This window comes from Nocardiopsis sp. NPDC058789, assembly GCF_042745575.1.
Lineage (GTDB): Bacteria > Actinomycetota > Actinomycetes > Streptosporangiales > Streptosporangiaceae > Nocardiopsis > Nocardiopsis eucommiae.
This window is the reverse complement of sequence record NZ_JBHYOW010000012.1, coordinates 117481-129429: the sequence shown is the minus strand read 5'-3', so window position 1 is coordinate 129429 and position 11949 is coordinate 117481. Positions and strand designations below refer to the sequence as shown.

Annotated in this window: 9 protein-coding genes; 4 read left to right on the top strand and 5 right to left on the bottom strand. The window is 71.0% G+C overall.

Annotation, left to right across the window (positions count from 1 at the left end; translation table 11 throughout):
- Nucleotides 1-245: 245 nt before the first annotated feature.
- The 5 genes from ACFW3L_RS19140 to ACFW3L_RS19120 all read right to left on the bottom strand — a co-directional run bounded on the left by ACFW3L_RS19140 (nt 246) and on the right by ACFW3L_RS19120 (nt 5874).
- A complete protein-coding gene (locus ACFW3L_RS19140; protein WP_378742292.1) occupies nt 246-872 on the bottom strand; it encodes an MBL fold metallo-hydrolase in 627 nt (208 codons plus the stop codon).
- Nucleotides 873-903: 31 nt separating this feature from the next.
- Nucleotides 904-1911: an adenylate/guanylate cyclase domain-containing protein gene (locus ACFW3L_RS19135; RefSeq protein WP_378742290.1), complete on the bottom strand. Its 1008-nt coding sequence runs from the start codon at nt 1909-1911 to the stop codon at nt 904-906.
- 76 nt (nt 1912-1987) lie between these two features.
- The gene (locus ACFW3L_RS19130) at nt 1988-2503 is read right to left on the bottom strand and encodes a PH domain-containing protein (RefSeq protein ID WP_378742287.1); all 516 of its coding nucleotides are present in this window, start codon (nt 2501-2503) and stop codon (nt 1988-1990) included.
- A gap of 22 nt (nt 2504-2525) precedes the next feature.
- Nucleotides 2526-3296 carry a biotin--[acetyl-CoA-carboxylase] ligase gene (locus tag ACFW3L_RS19125; RefSeq protein ID WP_378742284.1) on the bottom strand — a complete coding sequence of 257 codons (771 nt, stop codon included), beginning with the start codon at nt 3294-3296 and terminating at the stop codon, nt 2526-2528.
- 16 nt (nt 3297-3312) lie between these two features.
- Nucleotides 3313-5874, bottom strand: coding sequence for a phosphoenolpyruvate carboxylase (locus ACFW3L_RS19120; RefSeq protein ID WP_378742465.1), 2562 nt, complete (start codon nt 5872-5874; stop codon nt 3313-3315).
- Nucleotides 5875-6211: 337 nt separating this feature from the next.
- Between ACFW3L_RS19120 and ACFW3L_RS19115 the strand changes: the two genes are divergently transcribed.
- The 4 genes from ACFW3L_RS19115 (at nt 6212) to ACFW3L_RS19100 (ending at nt 11813) form a co-directional block, all read left to right on the top strand.
- On the top strand, nt 6212-7822 hold the full coding sequence (locus ACFW3L_RS19115) for an acyl-CoA carboxylase subunit beta (RefSeq protein ID WP_378742282.1): 1611 nt from the start codon (nt 6212-6214) through the stop codon (nt 7820-7822).
- Nucleotides 7819-8049 (top strand): acyl-CoA carboxylase epsilon subunit, encoded by a 231-nt coding sequence (locus ACFW3L_RS19110; protein ID WP_378742280.1) that lies wholly within the window; start codon nt 7819-7821, stop codon nt 8047-8049. Before ACFW3L_RS19115 ends, ACFW3L_RS19110 begins: the two co-directional genes overlap by 4 nt.
- An 87-nt stretch (nt 8050-8136) precedes the next feature.
- A complete protein-coding gene (locus ACFW3L_RS19105; RefSeq protein ID WP_378742277.1) occupies nt 8137-9900 on the top strand; it encodes an acetyl/propionyl/methylcrotonyl-CoA carboxylase subunit alpha in 1764 nt (587 codons plus the stop codon).
- A 437-nt stretch (nt 9901-10337) separates the two neighbouring features.
- The gene (locus ACFW3L_RS19100; protein WP_378742274.1) at nt 10338-11813 is read left to right on the top strand and encodes a dicarboxylate/amino acid:cation symporter; all 1476 of its coding nucleotides are present in this window, start codon (nt 10338-10340) and stop codon (nt 11811-11813) included.
- Nucleotides 11814-11949: the final 136 nt, after the last annotated feature.

Here is an 11949-nt window from a genome sequence, read left to right as displayed (position 1 = left end):
GCCGTGGATGCTTTCGGTTGACTCGGCGCTCGCGCCGATCGATGCGAGCGGCCGTCTCCCCTGCTGTGCGCCGCTACGCAGGCTCCGCAGCCTCGCACAGCGGGGGCCCGCACCGGTTCGGCTGTGCGAGCTTCGGAGGCGTTGCGGGAACGAGGTCCGGGGAGCGGGAGGAGGGCGGGGGGCTGGCGGGGCGGCGGCGGTCCGGTCGCCCGGCCCCTCCCGCCGCGGGGCCGCGGCGCCGGGGGTCAGAAGCCCCGGGCGGACCACTCCTCCAGGTGGTGGGCGGCCTCCGCGATGGTGGTGGACTCGCCGTGGCCCGGGTGGACGATGGTGTCGCCCGGGAGGGTGGTCAGCTGGTCGCGGATGGACGCGATGATCGTGGGGAAGTCCGAGGAGGGCTGGCCGGTGGCGCCGGGGCCGTCGGGGAAGAGGGTGTCGCCGCTGAAGACCACGCCGAGTTCCGGGGAGTGGAAGGAGACCCCGCCGGGCGTGTGACCCGGGGTGTGCAGCACGGTGAGCTCCACGTCGCCCGCGCGCAGGACCTCGCCGTGCAGGAGGGGCGCGTCCGGTTCACGGTAGGGGTGGACCTGGTGCCACAGCTCGGAGTCGTCCGGGTGGAGGAGGATCGGGCAGTCCGTGAGGTCGGCCAGGGCGACGGCCGCGTTGATGTGGTCCGGGTGGCCGTGGGTGCACACGATGGCCATGAGTTCGCGGTCGCCCAGGCCCCGGGCGATGCGCTCGTGGTCGTGGGCGGCGTCGATCACCACCGCGCTCTCGTCGTTGCCGACGATCCACACGTTGTTCTCGATGTCGGACTCGGCGCCCTCGACGCTGAAGACACCCGAGGTACGCAGCTGCTGGATGGGGGTCACACTCTCACCGCCTCACGTTGGGATTTCGAGCCTATCCCTCCGGGGGCGTCGACACGTGCGGTTGCGCGTCGAAGTCCCGGCGTAGCGCGTAGGGCTGAATGAGTCCCAGACCGTGGGCGTGTCGGGCCCGGACCTGCACCACCTGGAGGCCCTCCTCGTCGGTGAGGCTCTCGGCCAGGGCCTCGTCGATGAGGACCGTGCCGGGCCGGGCGAAGGAGGTGAGTCTGCTGGACCGGTTGACGGTGGTGCCGAAGACGTCCCCGTGCAGGGTGAGGACCGGGCCGTAGGCGACACCCACCCGGACGTCGGGGACCTCCACGTGGGTCTTCACACCGGAGGCCAGGCGCAGGGCGATGTCCGCTGCCTGGAGGGGTGAGTCCGCGACGTAGAGCACCTCGTCCCCGAGGGTCTTGACCACGCGCCCGCCACCGGAGGCGACGATGTCGGCGGCGGTGGCCTCGAAGCCCTCCACCACGCCCGCGAGTTCGACCTCGTCGAGCTCCCGGCTCAGGGTGGTGAAGGAGACCAGGTCCGCGAAGCCCACGATCAGCGGGTAGTAGTTCGGGACGATGTCGTTGTTGTTGGACATCACCGCGAGGGTGCGCGCCGTGGAGGCGGCGAGCTGGCGGCGCCAGATGTGCAGGAGGAGGCGCTCCACGTCCGGCAGGAGCTCCTTGACCTGGTTCATCAGGGGGCTGGCGGAGTCCTCGTTCTGGAAGATGAGGGTGCTCAGGATGCTGGTCTGCCAGTCCGCGAGTCTGGCCATGGTCTGGCCCATGGCACGGGCGAAGCGGACCACGCCCTCCTCGTCGAGGAGCCCCTCCTTCAGGAGGGAGTTGGTGATGCGGAGCGCCTCGACGTCGCTCTCGGCGAAGATCACCGAGTCGTCGCCCAGCGTGGGGAAGCCCAGGGCACGCCAGACGCGTTCGGCCAGTTCGGGGTCGGCTTCGGCGAGCTCGACCGCCTGTTCCCTGGTGTAGACCGCTTCACCACCGAGCAGGACGGACTCGATCGCTTTCGGGTCAGGACGCGACGGCATACGTTCTCTTTCACGGCCTTACCGCACGGGGGCGGTGTGGGATGCACCTCCAGCTTACGCCGATGGTGCGCCAGGGTCAGGTTCCCGACGGGTACTCGGGCCGCTGGGCCGCGTTGACCTGGCGGTAGATCTCCGACTGGAACCACTGGGGTCTGGGCACGCGCTGGAGGACCATGCCCTCCTGCTCGGACGCCGACTGAATGGACAACGTTCCGTACCGCATGATCCGTTCCCAGAGGGAGATGTTGAAGGAGACATCGTTGACCCTGGTGAGCGGCATGTCCCGGCCCTGTTTGGAGATGATGCCGTCACGCATCATCAGGCGCCGGTTGGTGAGGATGTAGACCGTGGTCGCCCACTTGAGCATGGGGACGAACCAGAAGGCCAGGGCCGCGACGACCCCGACGGCCACCACGACGCCCGCGGCGATCAGGCTCCAGTCCTCGGACCAGGGGATGAAGAAGAGGGCGGTGCCGACGACACCGATGATGAGGAACAGGGCGACGAACTCCCCGGCGAGGAGGGTCCAGTGCTGCCGTGCGACGTGGACGAGTTCCTCGTCGTCGGAGAGATAGCGGTCCGCGATAGCCATGAAAGTGATGATGGCACACGATTCATCGGCCTGGCCGGACGTGTACGACGTCTCCGGCGCTGAGGGCCCGCCCCTCCACGAGCAGGCGCGCCTGGTCGTCCACGCCCGTGGCGGTGCCGTCCAGGTAGGTGTCCCCAGGCAGGTGGACTCGGACCCGGCGGCCGATGGTCACGCAGACGTCCCGGTACTCGTCGGCGGGCTCCCAGGCGGAGTAGCGCCGCTCGAACTCCTCCAGGACCGCAACGAGGAGGGTCTCCCGGAGGGTGTCGGCGCCCTCGGCGCGCAGGGACGTGGCGGTCTCCACCGGGAGTTCGTCGCGCGTCTGGGAGACGTTCAGCCCCATGCCGACCACGATCCCGGGGCGGTCGGGGTCGGAGAAGTCGGCCTCCGCGAGGATCCCGGCGAGCTTCCGCTCACCGAGGAGCAGGTCGTTGGGCCACTTGAGCCGCGTCTCCAGGCCCGTCGTCCGCCGGACGGCGGCGACGGCCGCCAGGCCCATCAGCGGGGACACCCAGCCGAGTTCCTCCGAGGGCACCCCGGGGCGGACGAGGAGCGAGAAGGTGAGCGCGACCCGTGGCGGGGTCGTGAACCCGCGCCCGAGCCTTCCCTTCCCGGCGGTCTGGTGCTCGGTGACCAGCACCGTGCCCTCGGGGGCGCCCTCTTTGGACCTCGCGACCAGTTCGGTGTTGGTGGACCCGGCTTCGGGGACCACGTCGACGCGTCGCCAGAGCCCGCCGGGCCGGATCACCGCCGAGGTGATCGCGGCCCGGTCCAGGGACGGGATCTCGTTCATCCCACCATTACAGCAGTCAGCCGGTGTTCTGGAGACCGGCGGCCACGCCGTTGACGGAGAGCAGGAGCAGTCGCTCCAGGTGCTCGCTGTCCTCCTCGGACAGGGAGTCCGCCTCCTCGCCGCGCAGCGCCTCCAGAGCACGGAGCTGGAGGTGGCTGAGCGCGTCCACGTAGGGGTTGCGCAGGTCCACGGCGCGGGACAGGACCGCGCGGTTCTCCAGCAGGCGGCTGTGGCCGGTCACCCTGAGGACGAGCTCGCGGGTCAGGTCGTACTCCCGCAGGACCGTCTCGCTGAGTTCGGGCCGGTCGCCCAGCGCGAGGTAGCGCTCCGCGATGGTGCGGTCGGTCTTGGCCAGGCTCATCTCGGCGTTGTCCAGCAGCGACGCGAACAGGGGCCACTCGCGGTAGGCCGCCTGGAGGACGGGCAGGTCCGCCACGGCGGCCAGGCCGGTGCCGAGACCGAACCAGCCGGGCAGGTTCACCCGGGTCTGGGTCCACGCGAACACCCACGGGATCGCCCGCAGGTCGCCCAGCCCCCGGGCGGCGCCGCGCCGGGAGGGGCGCGACCCCAGGCGGAGCTCACCGAGCTCCTCCAGCGGGCTGACCTGGGAGAACCACACCGCGAAGTCCTCGGTGCCGATCAGCGACAGGTACGCCTCCTGGGCGGCCTCCGCGATGGTGTCGGCGTGGCGCCGGTAGAGCTCGGCGGCGGTGCGCTCGTGCTCCTGGACGGCGTCGGTGGAGGCCATCAGGACGGCGTGGCCGACCTGTTCGATGTGGCGGCGGCCGATCGCGGCCTGTCCGTAGCGGGCGAAGATGACCTCGCCCTGTTCGGTGACCTTGAACCGCCCGTCGACCGAGCCCGGCGCCTGGGCGAGCAGGGCGCGGCTGGCCGGGCCGCCGCCACGGCCCAGGGAACCGCCCCGGCCGTGGAACAGGGTCAGGCGCACGTCGTGTTCGCGGGCCCAGGCGGACAGCCGGGCCTGGGCGTCGTACAGGCGCAGGGTGGCGCTGACCGGGCCCACGTCCTTGGCGGAGTCGCTGTAGCCGAGCATCACCTCCAGGCGCCGGTCGTTGTCGGCCAGGCGCTGGCGGACCGGCGGGAGGTCGAGCATCCCGGCCAGCACCCCGGGCGAGGCCTCCAGGTCGGCACCGGTCTCGAAGAGCGGGATGACGTCCAGGACCGGCACGCGCTTGGGCGGCAGGGCGTAGGTGGCCAGCTTGTGGACGGCCTCGATGTCCTCGGCCGAGCGGGTGAAGCTGACGATGTAGCGGCGGCAGGCCTCCACTCCGAAGCGCTCCTGGATCCAGGAGACGGTCCGGATGGTGTCGAGGACCTCCTCGGTGCGCTCCGAGAGCGCGCCGCCGGACTCCAGTTCGGCCAGGGCCGCGGCGTGGACCTCGCTGTGCTGGCGGATCTCCAGTTCGGCCAGGTGGAAGCCGAAGGTCTCGGCCTGCCAGACGAGGTGCTGGAGGTCGCCGTAGGCCTGGCGGACCGCTCCTGCTGCGGCGAGGGACTCCTGGACCAGGCGCAGGTCCGCGAGGAACTCCTCGGCGTCGGTGTAGGCGAGGTCGGCGTCGCGTTCGCGAGTGGCGCGCAGGCGGGTGGTGGCCAGGAGCAGGAGCTGGCGGTGGGGTTCGTTGGGTGAGCGCTGGGTGATCTCGCCCATGAGCGTGGGCTGGCCCGCCCTCGCCTCGGAGATCGCGTCCAGGAGCGCGGGACTGGCCGGGGTCAGGTTGGAGTAGACGGTCAGGGCCCGGGCGATCCGGCCGCAGGCGGTTTCGAGGCCGCGCAGGATGTGCTCGGACTGGATGGTCATCGCCTCGCGGGTCACCTCGTGGGTGACGAAGGGGTTGCCGTCCCGGTCGCCGCCGATCCAGCTGCCGTAGCGCACGAAGGGCGTGGCACGGGGCGGGCGGGTGCCGGTGCCCTCGGGGTCGATGGCGGTGTCGAGGGTCCGGTAGACCTCCGGCACGATCGCGAAGATCGTCTCGTCGAAGGCGGCGAGGGCGGTGCGCACCTCGTCGAGGGGGTCCAGCTTCGTGTAGCGCAGCTGGGAGGTGCGCCAGAGGAGGTCGATCTCCTCCAGCAGGCGGCGGTGCGCCTCCGCGGCGGCGGCACTGCCCTCGTGCGCGGTGTGCAGGTCGTCCAGCTGGGCGCTGATGCGCAGGATGGAGGTGGAGACGGCGCGGCGCCGAGCCTCGGTGGGGTGGGCGGTGAGCACCGGGTGGAACTCCATGCCCTCGATCAGCGCGCTCAGGCGCTCCTCGCCGCCCTCTCCCTCGCGGACGGCGCGCACGGCGGCGGCCAGCGACTCGCGGGGCGGGTTGTGGGCGTCGTCGCGTTCGCGCAGGGCGCGCATGCGCTGGTGTTCCTCGGCCAGGTTGGCCAGGTGGAAGTAGACCGTGAAGGCACGGGCGACCTGCTTGGCGCGTTCCAGGGGCCAGGCCGCGACCAGGCGGGTGATCTCCTCGGTGGTGACGGTGCCGTCGCGGGCACCGATCACCGCGTGTCGGAGTTTCTCGACATCCGCGAGCAGGTCCGCGCCGCCGCTTTCGGCGAGGACCGTTCCGAGCATCTCACCGAGCAGCTTGACGTCATTCCTGAGCTGTTCGGGGACTTCCTGGCGGGCACTGTCGCGTTCTGCGCTAACCGCTGTCATAGGGCCGACCCTACAGAGATCACGCCTGGCGGCATGCGCGCGGGGCCGGTTTCTCGCGGTTTTGCCCAGGAGTTAACCGGTGTTCCGTAAACGGTCGCAATTCACAATTACTCACTTTTCTCGGGCATCCTTTACACACCGCGTTTCCCAGCGGTCACCCCTCGACACTCGGACCCCGGGGGGCTGGACCTACTGACGAGTAACCTGGACCGCGTGAAGGCGAACCGGACCCTCGCGGCTAACCTGGGCTGTTATGGCCACAGAAGCCCCTGAACCGCTGTCCGCGGCTGAGATCGACATCCACACGACCGCGGGAAAGCTCGCGGACCTGCGACGACGTAGGTACGAAGCCGTCCACGCCGGCTCGGCGCGGGCTGTCGAGAAGCAGCACGCCAAAGGCAAGATGACCGCCCGCGAGCGGATCGACGCACTGGTCGATCCGGGCTCGTTCGTCGAGTTCGACGCACTGGCCCGGCACCGCTCGACCAACTTCGGCCTCGACGCCAACCGCCCCTACGGGGACGGTGTGGTCACCGGCCACGGAACCGTCGACGGCCGCCCCGTCGCGGTCTTCAGCCAGGACGTCACCGTCTTCGGCGGATCACTGGGCGAGGTCTACGGCGAGAAGATCTGCAAGGTCCTCGACCACGCCCTCACCAACGGGTGTCCCGTCGTGGGCATCAACGAGGGCGGCGGCGCGCGCATCCAGGAGGGCGTCGTCGCGCTCGGCCTGTACGCGGAGATCTTCAAGCGCAACACGCACGCCTCCGGCGTCGTCCCGCAGATCTCCCTGATCATGGGCGCCACGGCCGGCGGGCACGTCTACTCCCCCGCCCTCACCGACTTCGTCGTGATGGTCGACGAGACCTCCCAGATGTTCATCACCGGTCCCGACGTCATCAAGACCGTCACCGGCGAGGACGTCTCCATGGAGGACCTGGGCGGCGCCACCGCGCACTCGACCAGGTCGGGGGTCTCCCACTACCAGGGGGCCGACGAGCAGGACGCCATCGACTACGTGAAGTCGCTGTTGTCGCACCTGCCCGACAACAACCTGGAGGAGGCCCCGCGGCTGGCCCCCGAGGACGACCCGGGCGACGAGACCACCGACACCGACCTGGCCCTGGACACCTTCGTCCCGGACTCGGCCAACCAGCCGTACGACATGAAGCGGGTCATCGAGTCGGTCCTGGACGACGGCGAGTTCCTGGAGGCGCACGCCCAGTTCGCCACCAACATCGTGGTGGGCTTCGGGCGGGTCGACGGCCAGTCCGTCGGCATCGTCGCCAACCAGCCCATGAGCCTCGCGGGCTGCCTGGACATCCACGCCTCCGAGAAGGCCGCGCGGTTCGTGCGCACCTGCGACGCGTTCAACGTGCCCGTCCTCACCTTCGTGGACGTGCCCGGCTTCCTGCCCGGCACCGACCAGGAGTGGGACGGCATCATCCGCCGGGGCGCCAAGCTGCTGTACGCCTACGCCGAGGCCACCGTCCCGCTGATCACCGTGATCACCCGCAAGGCGTTCGGCGGTGCCTACGACGTCATGGGCTCCAAGCACCTGGGGGCCGACGTCAACCTGGCCTGGCCGACCGCCCAGATCGCGGTCATGGGCGCGCAGGGCGCGGTCAACATCCTGCACCGGCGCACGCTCGCCGCCGCCGACGACGTCGAGGCCGAGCGGACCCGTCTGGTCGGGGAGTACGAGGACACCCTGCTGAACCCGTACTCCGCCGCCGAACGCGGCTACGTGGACGGCGTCATCCTGCCCTCGGAAACCCGGGTGCAGGTCACCAAGGCGCTGAGGGCGCTGCGCAACAAGCGCAGGCAGCTCCCGCCCAAGAAGCACGGGAACATCCCGCTGTGAGCGCGCCCGAGAAGCCGTCCCCGCACCTGGTGGTGGTCAGGGGCGAGCCCGCCGAGGAGGAGCTCGCCGCGCTGACCGCCGTGCTCGCCGCCCGCGCGGCGGCGGCCCGGGCCGCCGCCGAGGCCCCCGAGCCCGAGCGGCCCGTCTCCGGCTGGCGGGACCGCGCGCGGGGCGTGCGCACCCCGCCGCGCCCCGGCCCCGGCGCCTGGCGCCTGAGCACCAGGTGACGCCTGACGTGCTCCCCCGATACCCAGACCCTTCGTCGAGCGGTCGGCGTGTGACCCGCTCCGTGCTCCAGCTGGAGGATTTCCACCGTGCGTAAAGTTCTGATCGCCAACCGGGGCGAGATCGCCGTGCGCATCGCCCGCGCCTGCCGCGACGCCGGGATCGCCAGCGTCGCGGTCTACGCCGAACCCGACCTGGACGCCCTGCACGTCAAGGTCTCCGACGAGGCGCACAGCCTGGGCGGCTCCACCCCCGCCGACTCCTACCTGGACATCGGCAAACTCCTCGCCGTCGCCGCCACCTCCGGCGCGGACGCCGTCCACCCCGGCTACGGGTTCCTGGCCGAGAACGCCGACTTCGCCCAGGCCGTGATCGACGCCGGTCTGACCTGGATCGGCCCGCCCCCGTCCGCGATCACCGCCCTGGGCGACAAGGTCCAGGCCCGCCACATCGCCCAGAAGGTCGGCGCCCCGCTCGTCGCGGGCACCCCCGACCCGGTGGAGTCCGCCGAGGAGGTCGTGGCCTTCGCCGAAGAGCACGGTCTGCCGATCGCGATCAAGGCCGCCTTCGGCGGCGGCGGCCGCGGCCTCAAGGTCGCCTACACCCTGGACGAGGTCGCCGACGCCTACGAGTCGGCGGTGCGCGAGGCGGTGACCGCGTTCGGTCGAGGCGAGTGCTTCGTGGAGCGCTACCTGGACAAGCCGCGCCACGTGGAGACCCAGTGCCTGGCCGACACCCACGGCAACGTCGTGGTGGTCTCCACCCGTGACTGCTCCCTCCAGCGCCGCCACCAGAAGCTCGTGGAGGAGGCGCCCGCCCCGTTCCTGTCCCCCGACCAGATGGAGCGGCTGTACTCCGCCTCCAAGGCCATCCTCGCCGAGGCCGGCTACGTGGGCGCGGGCACCTGCGAGTTCCTCGTCGGGGTGGACGGCACCATCTCCTTCCTGGAGGTCAACACCCGGCTCCAGGTCGAGCACCCGGTCACCGAGGAGGTCACCGGTATCGACCTGGTCCGCGAGATGTTCCGCGTCGCGGACGGCGAGGAGCTGGGCTACGGCGACCCCGAGGTCCGCGGCCACTCCTTCGAGTTCCGGATCAACGCCGAGGACCCGGGCCGCGGCTTCATGCCCGCCCCCGGCACCATCACCGCCCTGACCCTGCCCGGCGGTCCCGGGGTGCGGGTGGACACCGGCTGCGAGGCCGGGTTCACCGTCCCGCAGGCCTTCGACTCGATGGTCGCCAAGCTGATCGTCACCGGGCGCACCCGCTCCGAGGCGCTCCAGCGCTCCCGGCGGGCGCTGGCGGAGTTCGCGGTGGGCGGCATGCCCACGGTGATCCCGTTCCACCAGGCCGTCGTGTCCGACCCGGCGTTCGCCCCGGCCGACCCCGACCAGCCGTTCGGTGTGTACACCCGGTGGATCGAGACCGAGTTCGAGAACACCATCGCCCCCTGGGACGGCACACCGGGCGAGGCCGAGGAGAACGCCCGCGAGACCGTGACGGTCGAGGTGGGCGGCCGACGGGTCGAGGTCGTCCTGCCCGCGTCACTGGGTGTGGCGGCGGCCCCGGCGGCCGAGAACGGCGCGAAGCGCAGGCGCGCCTCCCGCAAGGGCGGCGCCGCTACGGCGGCGGGTGGTGACTCCCTGGTCTCCCCGATGCAGGGCACCGTGGTCAAGCTCGTGGCCGAGGAGGGCCAGACGGTGGCCGAGGGAGACACCGTGGTGGTCATCGAGGCCATGAAGATGGAGCAGCCGCTCACCGCCCACCGGGCCGGGACCGTGACCGGCCTCAAGGTCACCCCCGGCGAGACCGTGGGCAACGGCGCCGTGGTCTGCGAGATCAAGGACGCGTAGAAGGCGCGGACCCGGGGTCCGCGAAGGGGAGGCGCCGCTCCGGTGCCTCCCCTTCGGCGTCCGGCGGGCGTGATCCTCGTCGCGTCGACCGCCGGGAAGACCCAGCCCAGTAAGGGCTCCGGAGGGCGCCTTCGAGAGGAACGCCCGTTTGTGTATGGAAAAGGTAAGTAATCCGGGTTAGTGTTCTCGACTGTGACGAACATCTGGGGACTGACGCGAAGGTGGCACATCGACCTGTGCCGCTTCAGCAGCCACGCGTGTAGCTAGGTCCACGCGCGCCCGCGCCTTCCGCCGGGCAGCGCGCCGCTCACCCTTCCCAGGTCACCCATCCCGGTGATGCCCGACCGATCCCCTGCGCCGAGCTCCCGCGGCCCGCCACGCCGACCCGTGACGTCGCACGTGTGCGCCCGGCCACCCATCCCTGGAGTCATCCTTCCGTGTCTGAGCAGACCACAGTTCCCAGACGTCAACCGCGTTTTCCCTTCGCCGCACAGGTCCTCGCCGGTGTCGTCCTCGGCATCGTGCTCGGTGTCGTGGCCCTCCAGATCGGCCCCGTCGGTGACGGTGAGCCGAACTGGCTGGCCGTCACCCTGGAGACCGTCGGCTCGACCTTCGTGGCGCTGCTGCGCACGATCGTGCCGCCGCTGATCGTCCTCGCCGTCATCTCCTCCATCGCCAACCTGCGCAACGTCGCCAACGCCGCGCGCCTGGCCTGGAAGACCCTGCTCTGGTTCGCCATCACCGCGCTGGTCTCCGTGGCCATCGCGATCGCGATCGGCCTGAGCCTGCGCCCCGGCCTGAACAGCGCCGTGGACGCGGGCACCGCCGCCGAGCCCTCCAACACCGGTTCGTGGCTGGCCTTCATCGAGAGCATCGTCCCGGCCAACTTCCTGGGCCTGGCCGCGAGCACCTCCGCCGCCGACGACGGCTCGCTGAGCACGTCGCTGTCGTTCAACGTGCTCCAGCTGATCGTGATCGCCGTGGTCCTGGGCATCGCGGCCGTGAAGGTCGGCAAGCCCGCCGAGCCCTTCATCGCCTTCACCACCTCCACCCTGGAGGTCGTGCTCAAGGCTCTGTGGTGGGTCATCCGCCTCGCCCCGATCGGCACCGTGGGTCTGCTGGGCAACGCCGTCTACAGCTACGGCTGGACCACCATCGGCGCCCTCGGGCAGTTCACCGTGGCGATCTACCTCGGCCTGGCCCTGGTGCTGTTCGTCGTCTACCCGCTGGTCGCTCGGCTCAACGGCCTCTCCCCGGTCAAGTACTTCACCGGTGTGTGGCCCGCCGTCCAGCTCGGTTTCGTGTCGCGCTCCTCGCTGGGCACCCTGCCCGTCACCCAGCGCGTCGCCGAGCAGAACTTCGGCGTGCCGCGCCACTACTCCGCCTTCGCGGTGCCGTTCGGCGCCACCACGAAGATGGACGGCTGCGCCGCGATCTACCCGGCGATCTCCGCGATCTTCGTCGCCCAGTTCTTCGGCGTCGACCTCGGCGTCACCGACTACCTGCTGATCGTGTTCGTCTCGGTGATCGGCTCCGCCGCCACGGCGGGCACCACCGGCGCGACCGTCATGCTCACCCTGACCCTGTCCACGCTGGGTCTGCCCCTGGAGGGCGTGGGTCTGCTGCTGGCCGTCGACCCGATCCTGGACATGGGCCGCACCGCCACGAACGTGGCCGGTCAGGCGCTGATCCCCGCGATCGTCGCCAAGCGCGAGGGCATCCTCGACGTGGTCCGCTACCACGCCCCGCGCGGCGCCACCGGCTTCGTCCCGGAGGACGAGCCCGGCACCGCCACGGGTGACGCGATCGCCGCCGAGCGCGCGGAGGCGGAACGCACCGCCTCCGATGCCTCGGAGGACGCTCCGTCCCCGGAGCAGGACTCCGACCTCGCTGAGTCGACCGCACGAAGCTAGCCACACCACGCGACGAGGCCCGCCGGATTCCGCCCGGCGGGCCTCGTCGTCTCTCCGGCTCTCGCGAACAGGGGGGATCCGGAGACGGCGGTCGATCTCGGGAACTGTGGCGGTCTCCTGTTCGTCCCTGTGGTTG